The sequence below is a fragment of the Variovorax paradoxus genome (assembly GCF_040544635.1).
GTDB classification, from domain to species: Bacteria; Pseudomonadota; Gammaproteobacteria; order Burkholderiales; family Burkholderiaceae_C; genus Variovorax; species Variovorax paradoxus_R.
Genome location: NZ_JBEPKJ010000009.1, coordinates 24007 through 49736, shown reverse-complemented (window position 1 = coordinate 49736; position 25730 = coordinate 24007). Strand labels below are relative to the sequence as shown.

Here is a 25730-nt window from a genome sequence, read left to right as displayed (position 1 = left end):
CTATTTATTCCGCTTCGATGCCCTTGGAGGCAATGGCCCAGAGCTTGCGATCGGCCTGCCCCTTGGTTGCCAGCAGGTCCGCCCCGCCCGTCCAGACCTCGTAGCCCTGCTCGCGCAGGCGATGGGCAACTTCCTCGCGCGCCATCGCCTTCTGCGCGGCCGCATTCAGGCGGGCGACCAGCGCCGGGTCCATGCGCGCGGGGCCGTAGAGGCCGAACCAGCCGCCCACGTCATACCCCACCACGCCCGATTCGATCATGGTCGGCACTTCGGGCAGCATGCGGTTGCGCTGGCGCGAGGTAACGGCCAGCGCGCGCAGCTTGCCCGACTGGATGAACGGGCGCGAGGTGGCGATGATGTCGAACATCATCGTCACGGTGCCGCCCATCACGTCGGCCAGCGCGGGCGCGCTGCCCTTGTACGGCACATGCGTGAGCTGCACGCCGGTCATCTTCTCGAGCAGCGCACCGCTCAGGTGGTTCGACGCACCGATGCCGGCCGAGCCGTAGAACACCTTTCCCGGCCGCGCCTTCGCATAGGCCAGCAGCTCGGCCACGCTGTGCACCGGCAAATCCTTGTTGACCACGAGCACGTTGGTGTAGTCGACCAGCGGCGCGATGGGCGTCAGGTCCTTCATCGGGTCGAAGGGCATCTTGCGCTGGATGTTCGGGTTGATGGTGATCGTCGGGCTCGCGCCGAAGAACAGCATCGCGGCGTCGGGCGGGGCCTTGGCGACCGCGTCGCCACCCACGGAGCCGCTGGCACCGGGGCGGTTGTCCACGATGACCTGCGTGCCGAGCTCCTGGCCCAGCGCGGGCGCGAGCAGGCGCGCCGCACCATCCACCGGGCCGCCCGCGGAGTAGCCGACCACCAGCTTGATGAGAGGCGGCAGCTGTTGCTGCGCGAAAACGCGCGAAGGCAGTGCGGCCAGCAATGTGCTGCCTGCCAGCGCGGCGACGGCTTGCCGCCGTGTGAAGTCCGTGGTTTCCATTGGCTTTGTCTCCTGTTGTTTATTTCTTGGGCGAACGCAACCTGCTCAAACAGGCAGGTCGAGCACCTGCCGCGCGAGGATGTTTCGCTGGATCTCGTTGGTACCGCCGTAGATCATTGCGGCCGTCGAGCCGATCAACGGCGACAGCACGTTGAAGGTTTGCCCGTCGAGCACCTGGTCGCCGGCCACCGCACCCTGCTCTTCCCCGGCCTCGATCAGCAATGCGCCGATGCGGTGGTAGGTTTCGCTGGCCCATATCTTCAGCAGCGAGACCGATGCAGGCAGCGGCTTGCCCGCGCGCACGATGTCGGCAAAGCCCGTGTAGGCGGCCGACAGGTCGAGCACGTCGAGCCGCAATGCCGCGAAGCGCTGCGCGAACACCGGGTCGGCAAAAAGGCGCCGCGCCTGTGCGAGCCGCGCGAGCTGACCGAGTGCGTACTGCGACTGCTTGGGGCTGCCGAGAAAGATGCGCTCGAAGCCCAGCAGCGCCTTGGCAATGGTCCAGCCGCCGTGCAGCTTGCCCACCAGGTTGTCGGCCGGCACGCGCACGTTGTCGAAGAACACCTCGCAGAACTCGGGCTCGCCCGAAAGCGTGTGAATCGGTCGCACCGCGATGCCCGGCGTGCGCAGGTCGCACAGCAGAAAGCTGATGCCCTCCTGCTTGCGCGCGGCCTTGTCGGTGCGCACGAGCATGAAGATATGGTTGGCGTCCTGCGCCAGCGTGGTCCAGATCTTCTGGCCATTGACGATGAAGTGATCGCCCTCGGCATCGCGCCCCGCCACGGCCTCGGTGCGCAGCCCCGCCAGGTCGGAGCCGGCGTTGGGCTCCGAATAGCCCTGGCACCACACGTGCTCGCCGCTCAGGATGCGCGGCAGGAACCGGCTCTGCTGTTCGGGCGTGCCGTGCTGGATCAGCAGCGGCCCGATCATCACGATGCCCTGGTCGGGCGTGCGGGCGACGCCGTACTGCTCGAGCTCCTCGATCCATGCAATGAGCTTGCCGGCCGGTAGCCCCATGCCGCCATGCGCCTGCGGCCAGGCTGGTGCGATCCAGCCTTGCGCCGAGAGCGTGAGATACCAGTCGCGTATCTCGCTCCAGCGGGCGCGATGCGACAGGTAGCGCAGTTGCTGCGGATAGCGCTGCTGCAGAAAGCCGCGCACCATGCGGCGAAACTCCGCCTCGGGCATTTCGCTCCAGTCGGCGCTGCGCGGAAATTCGCCGTCCCATTCGGCCGCGCCCGCTCTCACTTCCCCGCCTTCGGCCAGCATGGCATGGCGGCGCTGGTGCGCAGCGGCATTGCCGAGCCATGCCGAAAGGCACAGCGTGCGCTTGTAGTACAGGCTCAGGTCGCACTCCTGCGTATAGCCGATGGCGCCGTGCAGCTGCACCGCCGCACGCGAGACCTGCAGCGCCGCGGCGGTACAGCGCGCATTGACGCGGCTGGCTTCGGCTTCGAGCCGGTCGGCGGCGAGCCCCTGGCCTGCAAGCGACAGCACTTCCGCCAACGTGGCTTGCGCCACCTCGAGGTGAATGAACATGTCCACGCAGCGGTGCTGCAGCGCCTGGAAGCTGCCGATGGGCTTGCCGAACTGCGAGCGGGTGCGCAGGTAGGCCAGCGTCTGGCTGAGCATGGCCTGCCCCACGCCCAGCAGCTCGGCCGCCTGCAAAATCTGGCCGGCAGCCAACGCACGGCGCAGCGCATCTTGCGCGGCGGGGCCTTCCGCCAGCACCGCTTCGGGCGGCAACTCCACCTGCTCGAAGCGCAGGCTCGCGGCCTGGCTGCCGTCCACCAGCGGCACCAGGGTTTCGCTCACGCCGGCCGTGCCGCGCGGTACCCACAGCAGTACCGCATCGTCGCTGCCCCGCGCCGACACCAGCCAGCCGCTGGCCGCAGCGCCGGGCAGCACCATGAGCTTCTCGCCCTGCAGCAGCATGCCGCCCGCATGGCCCGCGCGCGGCTCGCAGCCGCAGGCCAGTGGCACGGCGCTCAGGTCGCCCGCACTCTCCTGCCAGGCCAGCGCAGGCAGGCAGCGGCCCGCCACCAGTTCCGCGAGCAGTGTTTGCGCATCCGGAGATTCGAGCCGCGCGAGAAGCAACGCGCTGAGGCCGGCTACCGCCAGCAGCGGTTCCGGCGCCACGTGCTCGCCCGCGGCCTGCAGTATTTGCGCGGCGCCGGTAAGGCCCAGGGCCAGGCCGCCTGCCGATTCGGGCGCCAGCATGCCGGTCCAGCCCAGCTCGGCAAGCGCGCTCCAGCCTTGCGCCTCGTCGGCATCGGGCCGTTCCATGCGCTCGCGCCGCCTTTGGATGGAGCGGCTGCGAACGAAGTAGTCGAGCGCGGCTTCGCGCATTGCACAGAGTGATTCGGTGTCCATCGCCGCAGCGTGACAGAACACCCTGCCGCGGAGCATTTGCATTTGCCGAAGGGAGGGTTTCGCAATCACAGACCCGCCTCGCGCGGGAGCAGCATAGATTCGGTGGATGGACAACAGCAACGACTCCCGCTTTCCCGACATCCGCGACGCCGTGCGCGACTTGTGCGCTCAGTTTCCCAACGAGTACTTTCGCAAGGTCGACGAGGCGCGCGGCTATCCCGCCGAATTCGTCGATGCGCTCACCAAGGCGGGCTGGATGGCCGCGCTCATTCCGCAGGAGTACGGAGGCTCAGGCCTCGGGCTTACCGAGGCCTCGGTCATCATGGAAGAAATCAACCGCTGCGGCGGCAACTCCGGCGCCTGCCACGGCCAGATGTACAACATGGGCACGCTGCTGCGCCACGGCAGCGAAGCCCAGAAGCGCAACTACCTGCCGCGCATTGCCACCGGCGAGTTGCGGCTGCAGTCGATGGGCGTGACCGAGCCCAGCACCGGCACCGACACCACCAAGATCAAGACCACGGCCGTGAAGAAGGGCGACCGCTACCTCGTCAATGGGCAGAAGGTGTGGATCTCGCGCATCCAGCATTCGGACCTGATGATCCTGCTGGCACGCACCACGCCGCTCGCGGACGTGAAAAAGAAGTCCGAAGGCATGTCGATCTTCATCGTCGACCTGCGCGAGGCTACGGCCAAGGGCATGACGGTGCGGCCTATTCTGAACATGGTGAACCACGAGACCAACGAGCTGTTCTTCGAGAACCTCGAGATCCCGGCCGAGAACCTGATCGGCGAAGAAGGCCAGGGCTTCAAGTACATCCTCGATGGCCTCAATGCCGAGCGCACGCTCATTGCGGCGGAATGCATCGGCGATGGCTACTGGTTCATCGACAAGGTCACGGCCTACACCAAGGAACGCGTGGTGTTCGGCCGGCCAATCGGGCAGAACCAGGGCGTGCAGTTCCCGATTGCCGAGGCCTTCATCGAGATCGAGGCCGCGAACCTCATGCGCTATGAGGCCTGCCGCCTGTTCGATGCCCACCAACCCTGCGGCGCGCAAGCCAACATGGCGAAGTATCTTGCGGCCAAGGCAAGCTGGGAGGCGGCGAATGCCTGCCTGCAGTTCCATGGCGGCTTCGGCTTTGCCTGCGAATACGACATCGAGCGCAAGTTCCGCGAGACGCGGCTGTATCAGGTGGCGCCGATCTCGACCAACCTCATCCTGAGCTACGTTGCCGAACACATGCTCGGTCTCCCCCGTTCGTTCTGAAGGCCTCTCATGACTTCATCGAATCATCCCAGCCAAACCCTGGCCGCTTTCGCCGCCGAACTGAAGTTCGAGGACATTCCCGCGCCCGTGCTGCGCCGCACCGAAGACCTGATGCTCGATTGGCTCGGTTCGGTGCTCGCGGCTCGCACGGCGCGGCCGGTGCGCAGCATCGAACGCTTCGCACAGATGATGGGACCCGCCGACGGGCCGAGCGAAATACTGACCTCGCGCCGCACCAGCTCACCGGTGTTCGCCGCACTGGTCAACGCCGCGGCCTCGCACTATGTGGAACAGGACGACGTGCACAACGGCTCGGTGTTCCACCCCGCGGCCGTGGTCATCGCGCCCGCGCTGGCCGTGGCGCAGAGCATCGGCGCGAGCGGCGCGCAGTTGCTGACCGCCGTGGTGGCGGGCTACGAGGTCGGCATCCGCGTCGGCGAGTTCCTTGGCCGCTCGCACTACAAGACCTTTCACACCACGGCAACAGCCGGCACGCTGGCAGCGGCCGCGGCGGTGGGCAGTCTGTTGAAGCTCACTCCGCAGCAGATGCTGCATGCCTTCGGCTCCGCCGGCACGCAGTCGGCGGGCGTGTGGGAGTTTCTGCGCGACGCGGCCGATTCCAAGCAGCTGCATTGCGCGCACGCCGCGGCAAGCGGGCTGATGTCGGCCTACCTCGCGCAGGATGGCTTCACCGGCGCAGCGAAGATCCTCGAAGGCGCGCAAGGCCTTGGCGCCGGCATGTCCAGCGACGCCGACCCGGCCAAGCTCATCGACCGCCTCGGCTCACGCTGGGCGCTGGCCGAGACCTCGTTCAAGTACCACGCCTCCTGCCGCCATACGCATCCCGCCGCCGATGCATTGCTGCAGGTGATGACGCAGCACAAGCTCGCTCACGGCGACGTGGCCCGCGTGACCACGCACGTGCACCAGGGCGCCATCGACGTGCTGGGCCGCGTCACGGTGCCGGCCACGGTGCACCAGGGCAAGTTCTCGATGGGCACGGTGCTGGGCCTGATCGCGGTGCACGGCCGCGCCGGGCTCGGCGAATTCGACCGCGACTTTCTCGCGCCCGAGGTGGCCGCGTTCCGCGACAAGGTCACAATGGAACTCGATGCAGAAGTCGATACCGCCTACCCCGCGCGCTGGATCGGCAAGGTCAGCGTGAAGACGGCGGACGGCCGCACGCTGCAAGGCCGTGTGGACGAGCCCAAGGGCGACCCGGGCAACACCCTGAGCCGCGCCGAGATCGAAGACAAGATGCAGCGCCTTGTGCACTACGGCGAGGGCGCCACGGCCGACGAGGCCAAGGCGCTGTGCCAGCGCATCTGGCAGCTGGCCGACACGCCACGCGTGGAACGCTGGCTACCTTGAGGACGGCCCCCAGGCCGCGCTAAGGCGCAACGAGGTGGTCGAACAACTCGCGCGCCGAAGCCGGCAGCTGTTCGCGATCGCGCGCAATGAGCTTGAGCTCGCGCTCCGCCCATGCATCGCTGAGCGCGACGGTTGAAATTCGCATGGCCATCGACAAACGGTGCGCCGACGAGGCCGGCAACACGCCGATGCCCACGCCCGCTTCGATCATCAGGCAGATCGCCTCGAAGCTGCTGACCTGGATGCGCGGGTTGAAGCCCCGGCCGGCCAGCTCGGCGCGGCGCTGCAGAAAGCGATGGATGGCGCTGCCGTGGTGCAGGCCCACGTGCTGCTCGTCGAGCGTGTCGGCAAAGGCCACCGAGGGCGCTCCCGCGAGATGATGCGTAACCGGCACCACCAGCACGAGCTGGTTGCGGCCGAAGGGGCGCGCGTCGAATTCGCCGGTGTGGACGTCGCCGGCCAGGATGCCGATGTCCGCCTCGCCGTCGGCCACGGCGCGCACGATTTCTTCGCTCAGGTATTCACGCAGATCGACCTGCACCGCCGGATGCTGCGTGAGAAAGCCCGCCAGCTTCTGCGGCAGGTATTCGGTGATCGACGTGGTGTTGGCAAACACGCGCACATGGCCCTTGATGCCCTTGCCGAAGTCTTGCATGTCGCAGCGCAGGTGCTCCATCTGCTGCATCACGCGCTTGGCGTGGTAGAGCACCGCCTGCCCCGCGGCCGTAAGGCTCACGCCCTGCGCACTGCGGTGCAGCAGCTTGCCGCCCACGGCCTCTTCCATCTGCTTGATGCGGGTGGAGGCCGCCGCCAGCGAGATGCAGGCCTTTTCGGCGCCGCGCGTGAGGCTGCGCGCATCCGCCACGTAGACGAACAGTTTCAGGTCGAACAGGTCGAAATGCAGATTCACCGGACAAGCGCGCCAGAAAGGAAAGAAGCCTGCATTGTCCGGCGAATGGCGCTGTGCGCGCCCTTCTCGGGGTTTGACCTCAGACCGGGTCCCAACTGAACACGTCGGCCGAGCGGTCCAGCGGATAGAAGCTCGCGCGCATGGCGGGCATGGCGTGCTCGGCAATGCTCTCGGGCGTCCAGCCCTCGGAGCGGTGGATGGAGCGCACCGGCCGTGGCTGGCTGATGAGCGAAATTTCGTTGTTGCGCACCGAAAAGATCTGGCCGTTGACCGCGCCGGCCGCCTCGCTCGCAAGGTACACCGCGAGCGGCGCCACCTTGGCGGGCGTCATCTGCTTGATTTTGTCGACACGGGCGCGCTGCTCGTCGGTGTCGGTGGGAATGGCGCCGATCATGCGGCTCCAGGCGAAGGGCGCGATGCAGTTGGAGCGCACGTTGAACTTGAGCATGTCGAGCGCAATCGACTTCGACAGCGCCACGATGCCGAGCTTGGCCGCCGCATAGTTGGACTGGCCGTAGTTGCCGATGAGGCCCGAGGTCGAGGTCATGTGCACCATGGCGCCCGAGTTCTGTTCCTTGAAGTGCGTTGCGGCGGCGCGGCTCACGTAGTAGGCGCCGTAGAGATGCACCTTGAGCACCGCGTCCCATTCGTCGACCGACATCTTGTGGAAGAAGCGGTCGCGCAGGATGCCGGCGTTGTTGACCACGGCGTCGATGCGGCCGAAGCTCTCGACCGCGCATTCGACGATGCGCGCCGCGCTGGCCGCATCGGCCACGCTGTCGGTGTTGGGCACGGCCTGGCCGCCCGCGGCGCGGATTTCGTCGACCACCTGCTGCGCGGGGCCCGCGCTGCCGCCCGCGCCGTCGAGCGCGGCGCCGATGTCGTTCACCACCACCTTGGCGCCGTGGCTGGCCATGGCCAGCGCAATGTCGCGCCCGATGCCGCCGCCTGCGCCGGTGACGATGACTACTTTTCCTTCAACCATGTGTCTGCTCCGGAAATCTGCCCGCAGTTCACGGGCAGTTCCAGAATGCCACAGGGGCCGGCTGGCGAGTTCCGGATTTCCGAAGAGGGGCTTCGGTGGCGCCCTCTTCCTTATTGCCGCGCTGTGCGGATATTTGGCGGCAGCGCCTGCGGCCAGCTGGTGCGGAACGGATTGATGTCGAGCCCCCCGCGCCGCGTATAGCGCGCATACACGGCGAGCTTGGTCGGTTTGCAGCGGCTCCAGATGTCCGTGAAGATGCGCTCGGCACACGGTTCGTGAAACTCGTTGTGGTTGCGAAAGCTCACGATGTACGCCAGCAAGCCGGCCTGGCCGATGGCCGGGCCGCTGTAGCGGATCTGCACGCTGCCCCAGTCGGGCTGGCCGGTGACGAGGCAATTGCTCTTGAGCAGGCGGCTGGTGAGCGTTTCGTTCACCGGCGGCTGGGTTGTGTCGCTCGACAGCAGCTCGGGCGCGGGCTGGTAGTGGGTGCACTCGATGTCGAGGCGGTCGAGGTCGAGGCCGTCGAGTTCGTGCACCGGCTCGCGGTCGAACAGGTCGGGCGCGAGCAGCTTCACGCCGATGCCTGCGGATTGGTCGCTGCCGCGCCAGAGCGCCTCGGTCAGGTCGGCGCGCATGCGGTCGCGCACGGCATCGATGCTCGCGAAAGCGGTGCTGTTGAAGCTGTTGAGATACAGCTTGAACGACTTGCTCTCGATGATGTTGGGCGTTTCACAGGGAATGGTGAAGTGCGCGATGGCCAGTTGCGGCTTGCCGCGCAGGTTGAGCCAGCTCACTTCGAAGGCGGTCCAGAGGTCGGCGCCGAAGAAAGGCAGCGCACCGGCGGCAATGCCCATGGCTTCGCGCTGTGTGGCGCGCGCAATCGGAAAGAGCAGCGAGGCGTCGTACTTGTCGGCGTAGTCCGAGGCGCGGCCCAGTTGCGACTGCTCGGGCGTGTTCGGGTTTGGGTTGGGGGGAATGTTGTCCAGGCTCATGGCTTGTGGTGTTCTTCGGCCGCGTGCAGGAACGGGGCGATGTGATTGACGAGAATGGCGCACACCTCGGGCGGCAGGTCGTGGCCCATGCCGGGAATGCTGATGAACTTCGCGCCCGGAATGCGTTTTGCAGTGTCTTGCCCGCAGGCCATCGGCACCAGCGCATCGGCTTCGCCGTGCAGCACCAGCGTCGGGCATTTGATGCGCGGCAGCACTTCGGGCCGGCGTGAGTCGGCGCCGATGGCGAGCATCTGCCGGAACATGCCGGCCGGCCGATAGGCGCGTCGCATGCTGAAGGTGAGGCGCTCGGCCAGCGCCTCGGTGCTTTGCGGATAGGCGGGGCTCTGAATGAGCCGCAGCAGCCTGATGCTGTGCGCCACCAGCTGGGCCTCGCCGCCGCCCAGCGGCCGGCGCAGCAGCATGGCGGCCACGTCGCTGCGGGGCCCAGGCAGGCCGCGCGCGCCGCTCGAGCTCATGATGCTCACGAGGCGGGTCACCCGGTCGGGTGCATTGGCGGCCAGGTGCTGCGCGATCATGCCGCCCATCGAGGCGCCGATGACATGCGCCTGCTTGATGCCCAGTGCGTCGAGCACGCCCAGCGAATCGCGCGCCATGTCTTGCAGGGTGTAGGCCGAACGCACCTGCAGGCCCAGGCGCTGGCGGATGCTCTCCCACACGATGTTGCCGGTGCCCGCATGGTCGAAGCCCTGGCTCAGGCCGATATCGCGGTTGTCGTGGCGCACCACGCGAAAGCCCGCATCGACCAGCGCCTGTACGAAGTCCTGCGGCCAGCCCACGAGCTGCATGCCCAGGCCCATGATGAGCAGCGCGACGGGGCGCCCTTCGCCGCCGGTGTCTTCGACCTCGATCTGCAATCCGTTGGCTTGGAGCTTCATGGGTTCCCGTTATTTGAATTCGCGTTCGCGCAGCCACTTGGTGGCCACCCACTTTTCCCCCGCGAGCACGGGCGCGCCGCCGTGCAAGGTACGGGTGGCGGGGTCGGGTTCGTCGTAGCTGAAGAACACGCCGGTGCCGCGCACGGGCGCCACTTCCAGGCCCACGTCGGGGAAGGTGGTGGCACCGCCCTGCTCGGGCTCCTGCAGGTACATCACGAGCGTGGCCACGCGCTGGCCGCCGCGCTTGAGGATGGTGGGCGTGCCGGGCTCGCCGGGGTCGAAGTAGTCGTAGTGCGGGCGGTACTGGGCCCCGGGCGCGTAGCGCAGGATCTGCAGGCCCTCGCCGAACTCCACCGGCCAGCGCAGCAGCGCGGCAATGCGCTGCTCGAGGCGCGCGACGATGTCGTTTTCGCTGCGCTCGAAGAACATGCCGTCGCTGGTGCGGTCGACGTTCAGCACCTCGCCGCCGGTGCGGGTTTCAACCGTGAGCGAACGTGCAAGCCGCACCCGCGCGGCGGCAATCAGGCCTTCGCACTCCTCGGGCGACAAGAGGTTGCCGAACACGACCACGCGCGGATGCTGCATGGTGTGCAGCACCTGAACGCGGCGGTCACCCGCATCGATGTAGAGCGGCGCGCCTTCGAGATCGGGGCCGGGCATGTCGGTGCGCCGCGGCCTGGCCACCTCCACATGGGGAAACCCGGCTTCGAGCTGCGCCAGCGCGAGGTCGGTGGCCGCGTCCTGCCAGCCGGCCGCGCGCATCGAGGCGCGCAGCGCAGGCACCGAATGCCCTGCCGCGAGCTGCGACACCAGCCATTCTTTCAACTCGGGACTGATCGCCTGTGACATCAAGTCTTCCTTCTAAACACCAGCCTTTCGGCCGTCGATACCTTGGCGTCGAAACCATAACCTTCGAGATCGAATTTTTCCAGCGCCTTGGGCGTGGCGGCCTTGTGCAGCACCGCCCAGCGCGCGAGCAGCCCGCGGGCGCGCTTGGCGTAGAAACTCACGATCTTGTACCTGTCGCCCTTCCATTCCTCGAACACGCATTCGACCACGCGGGCCTTGAGCGCCTTCAGGTCGACCGACTTGAAGTATTCCTGCGAGGCGACATTGACCACCACGGGCGTGCGGTCCGCCGCCAGGCGCTCGTTGAGGTGCTCCGCAATGCGCGAGCCCCAGAAGGCATACAGGTCCTTGCCATGGCCGTTGGCGAGCTGCGTGCCCATCTCCAGGCGGTAGGGTTGCAGCAGGTCGAGCGGGCGCAACAGGCCGTAGAGGCCGCTCAGGATGCAGAGGTGTTCCTGCGCCCAGGCCAGCTGCGCGGGCGTGAGCGAGCGGGCATCGAGGCCGCCGTAAACGTCGCCATCGAATGCGAAGGCGGCCTGGCGGGCATTCTTCGGGGTACTTTTGCCGGCCCAGGCCTGGTAGCGCGCCACGTTGAGGGCAGAGAGCTTGTCCGACAGGCGCATGAGCTCCGAAATCTGCAGCGGCGACTTCTCGCGCAGCAGCTTGATGAGTTCGACCGAAGGGCCGCGGGGGGCCTCGAAATGGGGTCGGGTGGAGGGGATTTCGTCGGGAACGGGCGTGTCGTAGTCGAGCGACTTCGCAGGGGAGAGCAAAAACAGCATCGCGGAATTATCGGGCGCACCGATGACGGGGTACCGCCCCGGTAAAATCGCTGCCATTCCCACCCTGTGACCGACGGCACCCGCGGGTGCCGTTTTGCATTCTCCCCATGAGCGAACCCACCACTCCCACCGCCCAACCTGGACTGGACAGCCTGTCCAAATCGTTCGAACCCGCCGCCATCGAGGCGCACTGGGGCCCGGAGTGGGAAAAGCGCGGCTACGCCAAGGCAGGCTTCCGCGGCACTCAGCAGCCCAAGGAAGGCGCGGATTCCTTCGCCATCCAGCTGCCGCCGCCCAACGTGACGGGCACGCTGCACATGGGGCATGCGTTCAACCAGACCATCATGGACAGCCTCACACGCTACCACCGCATGAAGGGCGACAACACGCTGTGGGTGCCGGGCACCGACCATGCGGGCATCGCAACGCAGATCGTGGTGGAGCGGCAACTGCAGGAACAGAAAATCAGCCGGCACGACATGGGCCCGACGCCCGCCGAGGCACGCAAGAACTTCGTCGCCAAGGTGTGGGAGTGGAAGGAAAAGAGCGGCAACACCATCACCGGCCAGATGCGCCGCATGGGCGACACGGTCGACTGGAGCCGCGAATACTTCACGATGGACGAAGACCTGTCGAAGGTCGTGACGCAAACCTTCGTCTCGCTCTATGAAGAAGGCCTGATCTACCGCGGCAAGCGCCTGGGCAACTGGGACCCGGTGCTCAAGACCTCGGTGAGCGACCTCGAAGTCGAAAGCGAAGAGGAAGACGGCTCGCTCTGGCACATCGCCTACCCGCTCGAGAACGGCAGCGGCACGCTGACCGTGGCCACCACCCGCCCGGAAACCATGCTGGGCGACACGGCCGTGATGGTTCACCCCGAGGACGAGCGCTACAGGCACCTGATCGGCCAGCGCGTGAAGCTGCCGCTGGTGGACCGGCTGATCCCCATCATTGCCGACGACTATGTCGACAAGGAATTCGGCACCGGCGTGGTCAAGGTCACCCCCGCGCACGACTACAACGACTACGCCGTGGGCCAGCGCCACAAGCTCGAGCTGATCGGCATCCTGACGCTCGACGCGACCATCAACGACAACGCGCCCGAGAAGTACCGCGGCATGGACCGTTTTGTTGCGCGCAAGGCCATCGTGGCCGACCTCGAGGCGCTCGGCCTCTTGGTCGAGGTGAAGAAGCACAAGCTGATGGTGCCGCGCTGCGCGCGCTCGGGCGCCATCGTCGAGCCGATGCTCACCGACCAGTGGTACGTGGCCATGACGCGCCCCGGTGCCGACGGCCAGTCGATCGCGCAGAAGGCCATCGACGTGGTGAAGACCGGCGAGGTGCGCTTCGTGCCCGAGAACTGGGTCAATACCTACAACCACTGGATGGAGAACATCCAGGACTGGACCATTTCGCGCCAGCTGTGGTGGGGCCACCAGATTCCGGCCTGGTACGACGACGAGGGCAATGTGTACGTGGCGCACGACGAGGCGGAGGCCGAGGCCAAGGCACCGGGCAAGAAGCTGCGCCGCGACGAGGACGTGCTCGATACGTGGTACTCATCGGCGCTGGTGCCCTTCTCTTCGCTCGGCTGGCCCGAGAAGACCGAGGACCTGGAGCTGTACCTGCCCTCGAGCGTGCTGGTGACGGGCTACGACATCATCTTTTTCTGGGTCGCCCGGATGATCATGATGACCAAGCACTTCACCGGCAAGGTGCCGTTCAGGGACGTGTACATCCACGGCCTGGTGCGCGATGCGCAGGGCAAGAAGATGAGCAAGTCCGAAGGCAACGTGCTCGACCCGGTGGACCTGATCGACGGCATTGCGCTGCCCGAACTGCTCGACAAGCGCACGCAGGGCCTGCGCAAGCCCGAGACCGCGCCCGCGGTTCGCAAGAACACGCAAAAAGAATTTCCCGAAGGCATTCCGGCCTTTGGCGCCGATGCGCTGCGCTTTACCTTCGCCTCGCTCGCGTCGCTGGGCCGCAGCATCAACTTCGACAGCAAGCGCTGCGAGGGTTACCGCAACTTCTGCAACAAGCTCTGGAATGCCACGCGCTTCGTGCTGATGAACTGCGAGGGGCAGGATTGCGGCCTGCGCGAGCACACGAAGGAAGAGTGTGCGGTCGGCGGCCCGGCGCACGGCTACCTGAAGTTCAGCCGCGCCGATTTCTGGATCGTTTCGCAGCTGCAGCGCGTCGAGGCCGAAGTGGCCAAGGGCTTCGAGGAATACCGGCTCGACAACGTGGCCAACACCATCTACCAGTTTGCGTGGGACGAGTTCTGCGACTGGTACCTGGAGATTGCCAAGGTGCAGATCCAGACCGGCGACGATTCGCAAAAACGCGCCACGCGCCGCACGCTGATCCGCACGCTCGAAGCGCTGCTGCGCCTTGCGCATCCGGTGATTCCGTTCATCACCGAAGAACTGTGGCAGAAGGTGGCGCCCGTGGCCGGACGCGAGGGCGAGTCGATCATGGTGGCGGCCTATCCGAAGAGCCAGCCCGAAAAAATCGACGAAGCGGCCGAAGCGCATGTGGCGCGCCTGAAGGCGCTGGTCGATGCCTGCCGGACGCTGCGCGGCGAAATGAACGTGTCGCCTGCGGTGCGCCTGCCGCTCTACGCGGTGGCCGACGATGCCGAAGGCGCGGCGTTCCTGCGCGATTCGGCGCCGGTGCTGCAGGCGCTGGCCAAGCTCAAGGAAGTGAAGGTCTTCGACGACGAGGCTTCGTGGTCGGCAGCGGCCGAAGCGGCGCCAGTGGCCGTGGTCGGCTCGGCACGCCTGTGCCTGCACATGGAAATCGACAAAGCCGCCGAACGTGCACGCATCGGCAAGGAAATTGCTCGCATCGAGGGCGAGATCCTCAAAGTGAACAGCAAGCTCGGAAATGAAGCCTTTGTAGCTAAGGCACCTCCCGCCGTGATCGAGCAGGAACGCAAACGTCTGGCTGAGTTCACGGCCATGTTGGAGCGTTTGCGCGAACAGCTTAGGCGCCTCGGCTGACACACATGGATCGGGCCTGGGTTTAGCATGGCAACGGCGGCTTTTTGCGCCGCCGTTGACTGTAAAACCTTTTTCTTCAACCGAACGAACCGACGCCCAATTTGTCCATGCCCACTCCCTCGACACGCATCCGCAAGGCCGTATTTCCTGTTGCAGGTTTCGGCACCCGCTTTCTGCCTGCCACCAAGGCGCAGCCAAAGGAAATGCTGCCGGTTGTCGACAAGCCACTCATCCAATACGCGGTTGAGGAAGCCTACGCGGCGGGCATTCGCGACATGATTTTCGTAACTGGCCGAAACAAGCGTGCCATTGAAGATCACTACGACACCGCCTACGAACTGGAGAGCCAGCTCGAGGCCAGCGGCAAGCTCGAACTGCTCAACATCGCACGCTCGGTCATGCCCGATGACATGACCTGCTCTTATGTGCGCCAACCGCGCATGCTCGGGCTTGGGCATGCGGTGCTGTGCGCCGAACACCTGGTCGGCAACGAACCCTTTGCCGTGCTGCTGGCCGACGACCTGATGGTTGGCCCGGTGGGCGGAATGCCCGTTCTTGCGCAGATGACGGCTGCTTTCGGCAAGCTGGGCGCATCGGTGCTGGCAGTGCAGGAAGTGCCGCTCGAACACGTGAAGCGCTACGGCATCGTGGCCGGCGAATCCATCGGCGACGATCTTGTGAAGGTCGATCGCATGGTCGAAAAGCCGTCGCCGGACAAGGCACCTTCGCGCCTCGGCGTGGCGGGCCGCTACATCCTCACGCCCGGCGTGTTCGACGAAATTCGCAACCAACCCAAGGGCGCGGGCGGCGAGATCCAGCTCACCGACGGCATTGCGTCGCTGATGAAGAAGGAATCGGTCTACGCCTATGCCTACAAGGGCATCCGCTACGACTGCGGCAGCAAGGAAGGCTTTTTGCAGGCTTCTGTGGAGCTTGCGCTGGCGCACCCCGAAGTGGGCGCGCAGTTCCGCGAATACTTGAAGAGCCTGGAGCTCTGAAAGAAGAAAGGGCCCCGTCGGGGCCCTTTTCTTTTTGCCGGCCAGTTTTTGCTGCTCAGCGCCTCTTCAGCACGTGGATGAAGTCGCTGCCGATGGTCTGCTGCTCGACCAGTTCGTTGCCGGTCTGCCGCGCAAAGGCCTGAAAGTCGCGCAGCGAGCCCGGGTCGGTCGACACCACCTTCAGCAACTGGCCGCTGGCCATGTCGTTGAGCGATTTCTTCGCCTTGAGAATGGGCAGCGGGCAGTTCAGGCCCCGCGTGTCGAGTTCGCGATCAATTTGCATGCTTCGGCTCCTCAGGCGGCAAGTTCAGGCCGCGCCGCCGCTCTTCGTTTTCCGCCGCGGTAAAGAACACCGGCTCATGTCCCCGCGTGCGCAGCCAATCGGCCAACGCATAGCCGGTGCCCGCGGGCCAGCACTTGAGGTCGGGCAGGTCGTAGAGGCGGTAGTCCAGCAACTCGGGCGAGAGTTTCACCTCGCCGTCGGCCACCACGTGGTACGCGATGATGATCTGGTTCATGCGCTGGAAGTCGTACGCGCCGACGAGCTTGGTCGCGCTCACGTCGAGGTTGGTTTCTTCCTTCACCTCGCGCGCAATGCCTTCTTCAGGCGTTTCGCCGGCTTCCATGAAGCCGGTGATCAGCGCGTACATCTTTACCGGCCAGGCGGCGTTTCGCGCCAGCAGCACCTGGCCGCGGTACTCGACGATGGCCGCGAGCACGGGCGTGGGGTTGTTCCAGTGGGTGTGGCCGCAGTTGGGGCAGCGCAGGCGCTCCTTGGGACCGCCGTCTTCCATCAACGCGATCCATTCGAGCGGCGTGGCACAGGCCTGGCAGAACTTGGGATGGGGCATGGACTTCTGTCAGGCGGGGAACACGCCGGTCGAGAGATACCGGTCGCCGCGGTCGCACACCACGAACACGATGGTGGCGTTCTCGACCGTTTTTGCGACCTCGAGCGCCACCCACAGCGCACCGGCCGCGGAAATGCCGCCGAAGATGCCCTCTTCGCGCGCGAGGCGCCGGCACATTTCTTCGGCATTGTCCTGGCTCACGCTGATTTCTTCGTCGACCCGGCTGGCGTCGTAGATCTTGGGCAGATATTCGATCGGCCATTTCCGAATACCCGGAATGCGCGAGCCTTCGGCCGGCTGCGCGCCGATGATGCGCACCGCGGGGTTCTTTTCCTTCAGGAAGCGCGAGACGCCGGTGATGGTGCCGGTGGTGCCCATGGCGCTCACGAAATGCGTGATCTTGCCCTTGGTGTCGGCCCAGATCTCGGGGCCGGTCGTCTCGTAATGGATGCGCGGGTTGTCGGCGTTGGCGAACTGGTCGAGCACCCGACCCTTGCCCTGCGCCACCATCTGTTCGGCGAGGTCTCGCGCGTATTCCATGCCGCCGCTCTTCGGCGTGAGCACCAGCTCGGCGCCGAAGGCCTTCATGGTCTGGGCGCGCTCGACGGACAGGTCCTCCGGCATGATCAGCACCATGCGGTAGCCCTTGATGGCCGCAGCCATTGCAAGCGCAATGCCGGTGTTGCCCGAGGTGGCCTCGATGAGCGTGTCGCCAGGCTTGATTTCGCCGCGCTCCTCGGCGCGCTTGATCATCGAAAGAGCGGGCCGGTCTTTCACCGAACCCGCGGGATTGTTGCCTTCCAGCTTGCCGAGGATCACGTTGCCACGCTTGGCATTTTCGGCCGCATCGATGCGTTGCAGTGCCACCAGGGGGGTCTTGCCGATGGCGTCTTCGATCGTCGGATAATTCATGGCAGCCACTGTGCCATAATTTTGGGCTTCGTTCAGAACCCTGCCCGGGTGGTGAAATTGGTAGACGCAGGGGACTCAAAATCCCCCACCGAAAGGTGTGCCGGTTCGATTCCGGCCCCGGGCACCACATTTTTGACTGGCATTCAGGCCGCCTCGCGCAGCCCTGTATGCACCGTCGGGTGCACAAGCCGCACGCGCAGTTCGCGCTTGAGCCGCGTGTTGTCGAGCCGGCGCGATTCCCCCATGAAACTCAGCAGTTGCAGCGGCAGCTGGCGCTCGGCTTCGTCGCGCGCCACGCGCGGCGGGCGGGGCATGCCGTACATGTCGGCGGCAAGGTCGATGTAGTCGCCCATGCGCAGCTCGGTGTCGTCGGCGGCGTGCACGATCCGCTGCGGCCGGCCGCGGAACAGCGCCGCCACGCAGGCACGCGCAAGATCGTCGGCATGAATGTGGCTGGTGAACACGTCGTCCTCGCGCCGCAGCACGGGCGTGCCGCGCTGCAGGCGCTGGCGCGGCGTGCCGCCCTCGCGGTCGGGCGCATAGATGCCCGGAATGCGCAGAATGCTCGCGCGCACGCCCGCGCTGCGGCCGAGCCAGCGCACGGCGCGCTCGGCGTCCACGCGGCGGTGGGCGCGGGGCGTGTCGGGCCGCACGGCGCGTGTTTCGCTCACGCGCGCACCGCCGCAGTCGCCATACACCCCGCTGGTGGAGCCGTAGACGAATGCAAGCGGGGTGGAACGCAGCCGCAGCGCGCGTGCCAGCGCGGTGGTGCGCTGGTCGCGCCACCAGGCTGCGCCGCCGTCGCGCGCCGGAGGGGCAAGATGCAGCACGCGGGTGGCCACGCCGGCCAGGCGGCGAAGCGTGGCGGGATCGTCGAGATTGCCCACGAGCGGACGAATACCGGCGGCCCGCAGCGCCTGCACCCGCTCGGCCGACGAAGTGAGCGCCACCAGCTGCATGCGGCCGCGCAGATCGCGCGCCACGCGCTGGCCGACGTCTCCGCAACCCACGATGAGCAAGCGCTCGCGGCGGAAGCGCGCCGGCAGCGCGCCGGAAGGGCTATTGATTGAAGGCAAAATCCGGTTTCCTTTCCCTTTTTCTCTTTTCTGCTACAGGCTGAAACAAGCCGAAGAATACCGATGACTGTTGCAGCGCCGCATGACGCGGGCTTTTCCATCACCGTCGAGCCCAGCGGGCGTCATTTCGTGGTGCATGGTGACGAAACCATTCTCGCGGCCGGCATCCGGCAAGGCATCGGCCTCCCCTATGGTTGCAAGGACGGCGCCTGCGGCTCTTGCAAGTGCAAGAAGCTCTCGGGCGAGGTCGAGCTGGGTCCGCACCAGAGCAAGGCCCTGAGCGCCGAGGAGCAACTGGCGGGGTTCGTGCTCACCTGCTGCGCCCATGCCAAGACCGACGTGGTGCTGGAGTCGCGCCAGGTCACGGAAGCCGGTGCCTTCCCGATCCGCAAGATGCCGGTGCGGGTGCTGGCGCTCACGCGCCTGTCGCACGACGTGATGAAGCTGCGCCTGCAGCTGCCGGCCGGGGAGCCGCTGCAGTTCCACGCCGGCCAGTACGTGGAATTCATCCTGCGCGACGGCGCGCGCCGCAGCTATTCGATGGCCAACGCCCCGCACACGCTGAGCGAACCCGGCACGGGCATTGAATTGCACCTGCGGCATTTGCCGGGCGGCAAGTTCACCGATCACGTGTTCGGCGTGATGAAGGAAAAGGAAATCCTTCGCATCGAAGGCCCGTACGGCAGCTTCTTCCTGCGCGAAGACTCCAGCAAGCCGATGATCCTGCTGGCCTCCGGCACGGGCTTCGCGCCCGTCAAGGCCTTGCTCGAACACATGAAGTTCAAGGGCATCGACCGGCCCGCCACGCTGTACTGGGGCGGCCGCCGGCCCGAAGACCTCTACATGGACGCCTGGGTGCACGAACAGCTCGCCGAGATGCCGAACCTGCGCTACGTGCCGGTCGTTTCCAACGCCACGCCGGAAGACAACTGGACCGGCCGCACGGGCTTCGTCCATCGGGCGGTGCTGGAAGACTTTGCCGACCTCTCGGGCCATCAGGTGTATGCCTGCGGCGCACCGATCGTGGTCGACTCCGCCAAGCACGACTACGTGGCGCTGGCCGGACTGCCCGAAGAAGAGTTCTTTGCCGACGCGTTCACCACCGAGGCCGACAAGGCGCTTCCCTGATCCGATTCCCCCGAGACAACACAGAAAAATGAAAACGAGACACTTCCTCTTCACCCTGCTCGCAAGCGGAGCATTGCTCGCCACCGGCCAGGCCACGGCCCAGCAGCAACGCCCCATCCGCCTTGTGGTGCCGTACGCCGCGGGTGGCCCCATCGACGTGACTGCGCGCATCCTGGCGGAGCGCGTGAAGGATTCCCTGGGCACGGTCATCATCGACAACAAGCCCGGCGCGGGCGGCAACATCGGCGCCGACGCGGTGGCCAAGGCGGCGCCCGATGGCCTCACCATAGGCATCGCGGCAACGGCCACGCATGCGGTCAATCCGTGGCTCTACAGCAAGATTCCGTTCAACGCGGCAACCGACTTCGCGCCCATCACGCAAATGGTGCGCGTGCCGAATGTGCTGGTGATGAACGCCGAGACGGCGCAGCGCCTGAAGATCAACACCGTGGCCGACCTGATCCGCTACGCCAAAGCCAATCCGGCCAAGCTCAACTACGGCAGCGGCGGCAACGGCAGCGCCGGGCACCTCGCGGGCGAACTGTTCAAGAAGCAAGCCGGCATCTTCGCGCTGCACATTCCGTACAACGGCGGCAATCCGGCGCAACTGGCGCTGCTCTCGGGCCAGGTCGACTTCAATTTCGACAACCTTGCCACGGCGGCACCGAACATCCGCTCGGGCAAGCTCAAGGCCATTGCCGTCACGACCTTGCAGCGCAGCAGCGCCATGCCCGACGTGCCGTCCGTGGCCGACACGCTCAAGGGCTTTTCGATCGATACCTGGTGGGGCCTGGTCGCACCGGCCGGCACGCCGCACGACGTGGTAGTGAAGCTCAACCTGGCCTTCGTGGCGGCGCTGAACGCACCGGAAACGAAGACCCGTTTTGCCACGCTGCTGGCTGAGCCCGTGGCCAACTCGCCGGAGCAGTTCGGCGCCTTCATGAAGAGCGAACTCTCCAAGTACGAAGCCGTCGTGAAGGCGACCGGCGCCAGGGTCGATTGAAACGATGAAAAGCGGCCGCCGCCTGGCGGCCGCGTGAAGCGCTCCGGGGCGGTCTACTCGCCCAGGTAGGCGGCTCGCACGCGCGGGTCGTTCAGCAGTTCCTTGGCGTCGCCCGTCATCGTGATGAGGCCCGACTCCATCACGTAGCCGCGGTCGGCCAGTTGCAGCGCGCGGTTGGCGTTCTGCTCCACCAGCAGAATGGTCACGCCTTGCGCGGCCACGGTCTGGACCACCTCGAAGATCTTGTCGCACATGATGGGCGAAAGGCCCATGGTGGGCTCGTCGAGCAGCAGCACCTTGGGGCGCGCCATGAGCGCGCGGCCCATGGCCAGCATCTGCTGTTCACCGCCCGACATGGTGCCCGCGAGCTGGTCCTTGCGCTCGCGCAGGCGCGGGAAGGTCACGAACACGCGTTCCATGTCGCTGGCGATCTCGGCCTTGTCCTTGCGGATGTACGCGCCGATCTGCAGGTTCTCGGTGATCGTCATGCGCGTGAACACGCCGCGGCCTTCAGGCACCATGACGAGGCCCTCGCCCACCAGGTCCCACGCACCGCGGCCCTTGATGTTGCGGCCCAGGAATTCGATGCTGCCGGCGCCCGCCGGCAGCGTGCCGGTAATCGCCTTCATCGTGGTGGTCTTGCCGGCGCCGTTGGAGCCGATGAGCGACACCAGTTCGCCTTCGTGAACCTCGAAGTCCACGCCCTTCACGGCCTGGATGCCGCCGTAGCCGACCTTCAGTCCGCTGACCTTGAGCAGCGTCTTGCCGGGGGCATTGGCCGCGGTCCTGAGCGGGGTTGCAGTTGCCGTTGCTGTCGTTGTTTCTTCTGCGCTCGTCATCGTCGTCGTCGCCATTTCAGTGTCCTCCGGTGCCGAGGTAGGCCTCGATCACCTTCTCGTTCTTCTGCACGTCGTACGGCGTGCCTTCGGCAATCTGCTTGCCGTAGTCGAGCACGGTGACACGGTCGCACAGGCCCATGATGAGCTTGACGTCGTGTTCGATGATCAGAATGGTCCGGTCGTCCTTGCGGATGCGGTCGATCAGTTCGCGCAGCAGCACCTTCTCGGTCGAGTTCATGCCGGCGGCGGGCTCGTCGAGCGCGATGAGCTGCGGGTCGGTGGCCAGTGCGCGCGCAATTTCAAGCCGGCGCTGGTCGCCGTACGAGAGCGTGCGCGCCTTGTAGTCGGCAAACTTGCCGATGCCCACGTAGTCGAGCAACTCCTGCGCACGGTCGGCAATGGCCTTTTCCTCGGCCTTGAACGAACGCGTGCGCAGCATGGCGCCGAACACACCCGAATGGGTGCGGATGTGGCGCCCGACCATCACGTTTTCGAGCGCCGTCATTTCGGAGAACAGGCGAATGTTCTGGAAGGTGCGCGCAATACCGGCCTTGGCCACTTCGTGCACGGCCGTCGGCTGGTAGGGCTTGCCGGCCAGTTCGAAGCTGCCGCTGTCGGGCGTGTAGAGCCCGGTAATCACGTTGAAGAACGTGGTCTTGCCAGCGCCGTTGGGGCCGATGAGGCCGTAGACCTGGCCGCGCTTGATGGTGATGCCGACGTCGGAAAGGGCTTGCAGGCCGCCGAAGCGCTTGGAGATTCCGCGAACGTCGAGGATGGTGTCTGTCGTCATGTTGATTGCTTCCTTCGGCTCACGGATTGATCGACATGGGACGCGAAGCCGCACCCGGCAACTCGTCGGCGGGCGTTTCGATGCCCGGTGCATGGGTCTGGAGCGAACCCGGTGCCACCGGTGCGCCGGGGGCGGCAGCCCCCTTGCGCTGCAATGTCTTGCCATGCTCCGGCGAAGGCCAGAGGCCGCGCGGACGCACCAGCATGATGATGATCATGGCCAGCGCGATGAAGAGCTGGCGCAGGATGGACGCGTCGAGGCGGCCGTCGGTCATGGCCTGCAACGGGCCCGCCACGTAGCGCAGCACCTCGGGCAATGCCGCCAGCAGCACGGCGCCGAGAATCACGCCCGGCAGATGGCCGATGCCGCCCAGCACGACCATGGCGACGATCATCACCGACTCCATCAGGCTGAACGACTCGGGCGACACGAAGCCCTGGAAGGCCGCGAACATGGCGCCCGACACGCCGCCGAAACTGGCGCCCATGCCGAAGGCCAGAAGCTTCATGTTGCGGGTGTTGATGCCCATGGCCTTGGCGGCGATTTCGTCTTCGCGGATGGCCATCCAGGCGCGGCCGATGCGGGAAATCTGCAGCCGGTGCGAAATGATCACCGTGGCAACCACCAGCGCGAGGAACAGGTAGTAGTAGAGCGTGACCGACGAGATCGTGAAGCCGTCGAACTTCCACGCCTTGCCGAGATCGAGCCCCCAGAACTTCACGGAGTCGATGGCGGTGATGCCCTTCGGTCCGTTCGTGATGTTGATCGGCTGGTCGAGGTTGTTCAGGAACACCCGGATGATTTCGCCGAAGCCGAGCGTCACGATGGCCAGGTAGTCGCCGCGCAGCTTGAGCGTGGGCGCCCCGAGCATCACGCCCAGCACACCGGCCACGACCAGTGCCAGCGGTATCACGATGAGCAGCGAGGTATGCAGCCCGTTCGGGAACATGGCCTTGAACCACGGGAAGGTGTCGGACAGGTGGGACGAGCCCATCAGCGCGAAGAGGTAGGCCCCCACGGCAAAGAAGGCGACATAGCCCAGGTCGAGCAGGCCGGCGTAGCCGACCACGATGTTCAGGCCGAGCGAGAGCATCACATAGAGCAATGCGATGTCGGCGATGCGCACCCAGGCGTTGCCCTGGCTCTGCAGGAAGATCGGCAGGGCGAGCACGGCGACGACGCCGAGAACGTAGAGAGCGAGGTTCTTGCTGTTCTTCATGGTGCTGCTCCTCAGGCCCGATCCGCCACGCGCTCGCCGAGCAGGCCCGAGGGCCGCAGCGTGAGCATGACGATCAACACGATGAAAGCGAAGATGTCGCTGTAGTTGCTGCCGAGTACGCCGCCCGTGATCGAACCGATGTAGCCGGAGCCGATGGCTTCGATCAACCCGAGCAGAATGCCGCCGACCACTGCGCCGGCCAGGTTGCCGATGCCGCCGAACACCGCCGCGGTGAAGGCCTTGAGGCCGGGCAGGAAGCCCATGGCGTGCTGCGCAATGCCGTAGTTCGAGGCGTACATGACGCCCGCGATGGCCGCGAGCACGGCGCCGATGATGAACGTGGCCGAAATGACCATGTCGGGCCGGATGCCCATGAGCGCCGCAACCCGCGGGTTCTCGGCGGTGGCGCGCATGGCGCGGCCGAGCTTGGTGTAGTTGACCAGCCACATCAGCACCACGAGCGAGAACGCCGTAACGCTCAGGATCATGACCTGCGTGGGCGAGATCACCGCGCCGCCCACTTCGATGGGCGTGGTCGACAGCAGGTTGGGGTACGCCTTGTTGGTGGGCTTCCAGATGATCATGGCCAGCGTCTGCAGCAAGATCGACATGCCGATGGCCGTGATGAGCGGCGCGAGCTTGGGGCTGTTGCGAAGGGGCCGGTAGGCGACCTTCTCGATCACGAAGTTGAGCGTGGCGGCCACCACGCAGGCGATGATCAACGCGATGATGAGAATCAACCAGCCGGGCGTGCCGGGCATCGATTCCTTCATGAGGCCGATGATGGTCCAGCTCGTAAGCGCCCCCACCATCAGCACCTCGCCGTGCGCAAAGTTGATCAGATTGATGATGCCGTACACCATGGTGTAGCCCAAGGCTATCAAGGCATACATGCTGCCCAGGACCAGACCGTTGATGATCTGCTGCAGCAATATTTCCATAACGCGTTCCTATTTATTGCACCGTTGCAGGGTGCCATTCACCCACCTTGGCACCGGTTTGGCACCTTGGCTTGATAAGCAAAAAACCAGCCAACATGTGTCGCTGGCTGATTTGTGGGCGGGATTGTAAGCACGCACCAGCGCCGATTTGGTGCGGGCTCACCGGGGTTTACCCGCTCAAGTCATGCTATATGTAAGTGAAGCCATGCATCGCACGCACGCAAGCGTGCATAGGCCGCACTACTCTTCGCGCTGGCTGTTGAGGCGGCGGAGTTCGCGCAGTTTTTCTGCTATGCGGATTTCGAGTCCGCGTTCCACGGGCTGGTAGAAAACCTGGCCTTCGAGACCGTCCGGCAGGTAGCGCTCGCCGGCGGCAAAGCCGCCCTCCTCGTCGTGCGCGTAGCGGTAGCCCTTGCCGTAGTCGAGCTCCTTCATGAGCTTGGTGGGCGCGTTGCGCAGGTGCATCGGCACAGGGCGCGTGCTGTCTTTCTTGATGAGGGCGCGCACGGCGTTGTAGGCGGTGTAAACGGCGTTCGACTTGGGGGCCATGGCGAGATAGATCACGCACTCGGCCAGCGCAAGCTCGCCCTCGGGCGTGCCGAGCCGTTCGTAGACTTCGGCGGCATCGAGCGCCAGCCGCAGCGCGCGCGGATCGGCCAGCCCGATGTCCTCACTGGCCATGCGCACCAGCCGGCGCGCCATGTAGCGCGGGTCGGCGCCGCCATCGAGCATGCGCACGAACCAGTAGAGCGAGGCGTCGGGATCGCTGCCGCGCACCGACTTGTGCAGCGCGCTGATGGTGTCGTAGAACTGCTCGCCGCCCTTGTCGTAGCGCCGCATGCGCTCGCCGAGCACGCGCAACAGCCATTCGTCGGTGATGTTGTCGAGCTTTTCGGCCTTGGCCGCCACGGCCAGCGTTTCGAGCGTATTGAGCAGGCGCCGCGCATCGCCGTCGGCATAGGCGACGAGCCGGTCGATGGCTGCGTCTTCGACGGCGGGAACGGCCTGGATGGCCTGCGCCTTGGCCACGATCTGCTTGAGATCGGCCTCGGTGAGCGGTTGCAGCACATACACCGCCGCCCGCGAAAGCAAGGCCGAGTTGACCTCGAACGACGGGTTTTCGGTGGTTGCGCCAATGAAGGTGAAAAGCCCCGATTCCACGTGCGGCAGGAACGCGTCCTGCTGGCTCTTGTTGAACCGGTGCACCTCGTCGACGAAGACGATGGTGCGCCGCTGCTCCAGGCCGTCACGCACGGCGGTAGCGCGATCGACTGCCTCGCGGATGTCCTTCACGCCGCCGAGCACGGCGCTGATGCTGAGGAACTGCGCATCGAAGGCATCGGCCATCAGGCGCGCAATGGTCGTCTTGCCCGTTCCGGGGGGCCCCCAGAGGATGCAGGAATGCGGCTGGCCCGATTCGAAGGCAATGCGCAGCGGCATGCCCGGCCCCAGCAGATGCTGCTGGCCAATCACCTCGCCCAGCGTCTTCGGACGCAGGCGCTCGGCAAGGGGTTGATGCGAACTGGTGGCCAAACCTGCCTGTCTTGAT

At 65.9% G+C, this 25730-nt stretch carries 23 protein-coding genes and 1 tRNA gene; 7 read left to right on the top strand and 17 right to left on the bottom strand.

Features of this window, described 5'->3' with window-relative positions; all coding sequences use genetic code 11:
* Nucleotides 1–4 precede the first annotated feature (4 nt).
* Nucleotides 5–991 (bottom strand): Bug family tripartite tricarboxylate transporter substrate binding protein, encoded by a 987-nt coding sequence (locus tag ABIC94_RS16110; protein ID WP_354374006.1) that lies wholly within the window; start codon nucleotides 989–991, stop codon nucleotides 5–7.
* A 45-nt stretch (nucleotides 992–1036) separates the two neighbouring features.
* Nucleotides 1037–3364, bottom strand: a complete 2328-nt coding sequence (locus ABIC94_RS16105) for an acyl-CoA dehydrogenase (RefSeq protein WP_354374005.1) — start codon at nucleotides 3362–3364, stop codon at nucleotides 1037–1039.
* A 106-nt stretch (nucleotides 3365–3470) separates the two neighbouring features.
* Between ABIC94_RS16105 and ABIC94_RS16100 the strand changes: the two genes are divergently transcribed.
* Nucleotides 3471–4634, top strand: a complete 1164-nt coding sequence (locus ABIC94_RS16100; protein WP_354374004.1) for an acyl-CoA dehydrogenase family protein — start codon at nucleotides 3471–3473, stop codon at nucleotides 4632–4634.
* 9 nt (nucleotides 4635–4643) lie between these two features.
* Nucleotides 4644–6005, top strand: a complete 1362-nt coding sequence (locus ABIC94_RS16095) for an MmgE/PrpD family protein (protein ID WP_354374003.1) — start codon at nucleotides 4644–4646, stop codon at nucleotides 6003–6005.
* Nucleotides 6006–6024: 19 nt separating this feature from the next.
* Here ABIC94_RS16095 and ABIC94_RS16090 read toward each other — a convergent pair whose 3' ends face one another.
* The 6 genes from ABIC94_RS16090 to yaaA form a co-directional block, all read right to left on the bottom strand.
* Nucleotides 6025–6915 carry a LysR substrate-binding domain-containing protein gene (locus tag ABIC94_RS16090; protein WP_354374002.1) on the bottom strand — a complete coding sequence of 297 codons (891 nt, stop codon included), beginning with the start codon at nucleotides 6913–6915 and terminating at the stop codon, nucleotides 6025–6027.
* A 79-nt stretch (nucleotides 6916–6994) separates the two neighbouring features.
* Entirely contained in the window at nucleotides 6995–7900 is a 906-nt protein-coding gene (locus tag ABIC94_RS16085) for an SDR family NAD(P)-dependent oxidoreductase (protein WP_354374001.1), read from the bottom strand.
* 110 nt (nucleotides 7901–8010) lie between these two features.
* Nucleotides 8011–8892, bottom strand: coding sequence for an NADPH-dependent 7-cyano-7-deazaguanine reductase QueF (queF, locus tag ABIC94_RS16080; RefSeq protein ID WP_354374000.1), 882 nt, complete (start codon nucleotides 8890–8892; stop codon nucleotides 8011–8013).
* Nucleotides 8889–9788 carry an alpha/beta fold hydrolase gene (locus ABIC94_RS16075; RefSeq protein WP_354373999.1) on the bottom strand — a complete coding sequence of 300 codons (900 nt, stop codon included), beginning with the start codon at nucleotides 9786–9788 and terminating at the stop codon, nucleotides 8889–8891. Before ABIC94_RS16075 ends, queF begins: the two co-directional genes overlap by 4 nt.
* A 9-nt stretch (nucleotides 9789–9797) precedes the next feature.
* Complete coding sequence (locus tag ABIC94_RS16070; RefSeq protein ID WP_354373998.1) at nucleotides 9798–10637, bottom strand: 2OG-Fe(II) oxygenase; 840 nt, start codon at nucleotides 10635–10637, stop codon at nucleotides 9798–9800.
* Nucleotides 10637–11419 (bottom strand): peroxide stress protein YaaA, encoded by a 783-nt coding sequence (gene yaaA / locus ABIC94_RS16065; protein ID WP_354373997.1) that lies wholly within the window; start codon nucleotides 11417–11419, stop codon nucleotides 10637–10639. The genes ABIC94_RS16070 and yaaA overlap by 1 nt, the downstream gene beginning before the upstream one ends.
* Before the next feature lie 107 nt (nucleotides 11420–11526).
* Here yaaA and ABIC94_RS16060 point away from each other — a divergent pair, with 107 nt between their 5' ends.
* Both ABIC94_RS16060 and galU read left to right on the top strand, forming a co-directional pair.
* Nucleotides 11527–14424, top strand: coding sequence for a valine--tRNA ligase (locus tag ABIC94_RS16060; RefSeq protein ID WP_354373996.1), 2898 nt, complete (start codon nucleotides 11527–11529; stop codon nucleotides 14422–14424).
* Between the two features lie 107 nt (nucleotides 14425–14531).
* Nucleotides 14532–15422: a UTP--glucose-1-phosphate uridylyltransferase GalU gene (gene galU / locus ABIC94_RS16055; protein WP_354373995.1), complete on the top strand. Its 891-nt coding sequence runs from the start codon at nucleotides 14532–14534 to the stop codon at nucleotides 15420–15422.
* A 55-nt stretch (nucleotides 15423–15477) separates the two neighbouring features.
* Here the strand turns inward: galU and ABIC94_RS16050 are convergent, their stop codons facing one another.
* The 3 genes from ABIC94_RS16050 to cysM are packed head-to-tail and all read right to left on the bottom strand — an operon-like array spanning nucleotide 15478 to nucleotide 17185.
* Entirely contained in the window at nucleotides 15478–15705 is a 228-nt protein-coding gene (locus ABIC94_RS16050; RefSeq protein WP_354373994.1) for a sulfurtransferase TusA family protein, read from the bottom strand.
* Nucleotides 15695–16273 (bottom strand): NUDIX domain-containing protein, encoded by a 579-nt coding sequence (locus tag ABIC94_RS16045; RefSeq protein ID WP_354373993.1) that lies wholly within the window; start codon nucleotides 16271–16273, stop codon nucleotides 15695–15697. Before ABIC94_RS16045 ends, ABIC94_RS16050 begins: the two co-directional genes overlap by 11 nt.
* Before the next feature lie 9 nt (nucleotides 16274–16282).
* A complete protein-coding gene (gene cysM, locus ABIC94_RS16040; RefSeq protein WP_354373992.1) occupies nucleotides 16283–17185 on the bottom strand; it encodes a cysteine synthase CysM in 903 nt (300 codons plus the stop codon).
* Between the two features lie 42 nt (nucleotides 17186–17227).
* On the opposite strand from cysM, the gene ABIC94_RS16035 reads away from it, so the two are divergent.
* Nucleotides 17228–17312: transfer RNA gene (locus ABIC94_RS16035), tRNA-Leu, on the top strand.
* Nucleotides 17313–17328: 16 nt separating this feature from the next.
* Here ABIC94_RS16035 and ABIC94_RS16030 read toward each other — a convergent pair.
* Nucleotides 17329–18261, bottom strand: a complete 933-nt coding sequence (locus ABIC94_RS16030; RefSeq protein ID WP_354373991.1) for an SDR family oxidoreductase — start codon at nucleotides 18259–18261, stop codon at nucleotides 17329–17331.
* A gap of 63 nt (nucleotides 18262–18324) precedes the next feature.
* On the opposite strand from ABIC94_RS16030, the gene ABIC94_RS16025 reads away from it, so the two are divergent.
* Nucleotides 18325–19389, top strand: a complete 1065-nt coding sequence (locus tag ABIC94_RS16025; protein ID WP_354373990.1) for a CDP-6-deoxy-delta-3,4-glucoseen reductase — start codon at nucleotides 18325–18327, stop codon at nucleotides 19387–19389.
* Between the two features lie 28 nt (nucleotides 19390–19417).
* Nucleotides 19418–20392 carry a Bug family tripartite tricarboxylate transporter substrate binding protein gene (locus ABIC94_RS16020; protein ID WP_354373989.1) on the top strand — a complete coding sequence of 325 codons (975 nt, stop codon included), beginning with the start codon at nucleotides 19418–19420 and terminating at the stop codon, nucleotides 20390–20392.
* A 53-nt stretch (nucleotides 20393–20445) separates the two neighbouring features.
* Here the strand turns inward: ABIC94_RS16020 and ABIC94_RS16015 are convergent, their stop codons facing one another.
* From ABIC94_RS16015 to ABIC94_RS15995, 5 genes are all read right to left on the bottom strand, one after another.
* The gene (locus ABIC94_RS16015; RefSeq protein ID WP_354374215.1) at nucleotides 20446–21231 is read right to left on the bottom strand and encodes an ABC transporter ATP-binding protein; all 786 of its coding nucleotides are present in this window, start codon (nucleotides 21229–21231) and stop codon (nucleotides 20446–20448) included.
* Between the two features lie 16 nt (nucleotides 21232–21247).
* On the bottom strand, nucleotides 21248–22021 hold the full coding sequence (locus ABIC94_RS16010) for an ABC transporter ATP-binding protein (protein ID WP_124957304.1): 774 nt from the start codon (nucleotides 22019–22021) through the stop codon (nucleotides 21248–21250).
* Nucleotides 22022–22040: 19 nt separating this feature from the next.
* Nucleotides 22041–23240: an ABC transporter permease subunit gene (locus ABIC94_RS16005; RefSeq protein WP_354373988.1), complete on the bottom strand. Its 1200-nt coding sequence runs from the start codon at nucleotides 23238–23240 to the stop codon at nucleotides 22041–22043.
* A gap of 11 nt (nucleotides 23241–23251) precedes the next feature.
* Nucleotides 23252–24181 (bottom strand): branched-chain amino acid ABC transporter permease, encoded by a 930-nt coding sequence (locus tag ABIC94_RS16000; RefSeq protein WP_307576007.1) that lies wholly within the window; start codon nucleotides 24179–24181, stop codon nucleotides 23252–23254.
* Between the two features lie 240 nt (nucleotides 24182–24421).
* A complete protein-coding gene (locus ABIC94_RS15995) occupies nucleotides 24422–25714 on the bottom strand; it encodes a replication-associated recombination protein A (protein ID WP_354373987.1) in 1293 nt (430 codons plus the stop codon).
* Nucleotides 25715–25730: the final 16 nt, after the last annotated feature.

Bases quoted from the DNA above. Each gene is read 5' to 3' on its own strand.
- ABIC94_RS16095 (WP_354374003.1), top strand. From the start codon at position 4,644: ATGACTTCATCGAATCATCCCAGCCAAACCCTGGCCGCTTTCGCCGCC.
- ABIC94_RS16085 (WP_354374001.1), bottom strand. From the start codon at position 7,900: ATGGTTGAAGGAAAAGTAGTCATCGTCACCGGCGCAGGCGGCGGCATC.
- ABIC94_RS16110 (WP_354374006.1), bottom strand. From the start codon at position 991: ATGGAAACCACGGACTTCACACGGCGGCAAGCCGTCGCCGCGCTGGCA.
- cysM (WP_354373992.1), bottom strand. From the start codon at position 17,185: ATGAATTATCCGACGATCGAAGACGCCATCGGCAAGACCCCCCTGGTG.
- queF (WP_354374000.1), bottom strand. From the start codon at position 8,892: ATGAGCCTGGACAACATTCCCCCCAACCCAAACCCGAACACGCCCGAG.
- ABIC94_RS16060 (WP_354373996.1), top strand. From the start codon at position 11,527: ATGAGCGAACCCACCACTCCCACCGCCCAACCTGGACTGGACAGCCTG.
- ABIC94_RS16045 (WP_354373993.1), bottom strand. From the start codon at position 16,273: ATGCCCCATCCCAAGTTCTGCCAGGCCTGTGCCACGCCGCTCGAATGG.
- ABIC94_RS16005 (WP_354373988.1), bottom strand. From the start codon at position 23,240: ATGAAGAACAGCAAGAACCTCGCTCTCTACGTTCTCGGCGTCGTCGCC.
- ABIC94_RS16015 (WP_354374215.1), bottom strand. From the start codon at position 21,231: ATGACGAGCGCAGAAGAAACAACGACAGCAACGGCAACTGCAACCCCG.
- ABIC94_RS16025 (WP_354373990.1), top strand. From the start codon at position 18,325: ATGACTGTTGCAGCGCCGCATGACGCGGGCTTTTCCATCACCGTCGAG.
- ABIC94_RS16010 (WP_124957304.1), bottom strand. From the start codon at position 22,021: ATGACGACAGACACCATCCTCGACGTTCGCGGAATCTCCAAGCGCTTC.
- ABIC94_RS16070 (WP_354373998.1), bottom strand. From the start codon at position 10,637: ATGTCACAGGCGATCAGTCCCGAGTTGAAAGAATGGCTGGTGTCGCAG.
- ABIC94_RS16050 (WP_354373994.1), bottom strand. From the start codon at position 15,705: ATGCAAATTGATCGCGAACTCGACACGCGGGGCCTGAACTGCCCGCTG.
- ABIC94_RS16000 (WP_307576007.1), bottom strand. From the start codon at position 24,181: ATGGAAATATTGCTGCAGCAGATCATCAACGGTCTGGTCCTGGGCAGC.
- ABIC94_RS16020 (WP_354373989.1), top strand. From the start codon at position 19,418: ATGAAAACGAGACACTTCCTCTTCACCCTGCTCGCAAGCGGAGCATTG.
- ABIC94_RS16075 (WP_354373999.1), bottom strand. From the start codon at position 9,788: ATGAAGCTCCAAGCCAACGGATTGCAGATCGAGGTCGAAGACACCGGC.
- galU (WP_354373995.1), top strand. From the start codon at position 14,532: ATGCCCACTCCCTCGACACGCATCCGCAAGGCCGTATTTCCTGTTGCA.
- ABIC94_RS16105 (WP_354374005.1), bottom strand. From the start codon at position 3,364: ATGGACACCGAATCACTCTGTGCAATGCGCGAAGCCGCGCTCGACTAC.
- ABIC94_RS16100 (WP_354374004.1), top strand. From the start codon at position 3,471: ATGGACAACAGCAACGACTCCCGCTTTCCCGACATCCGCGACGCCGTG.
- yaaA (WP_354373997.1), bottom strand. From the start codon at position 11,419: ATGCTGTTTTTGCTCTCCCCTGCGAAGTCGCTCGACTACGACACGCCC.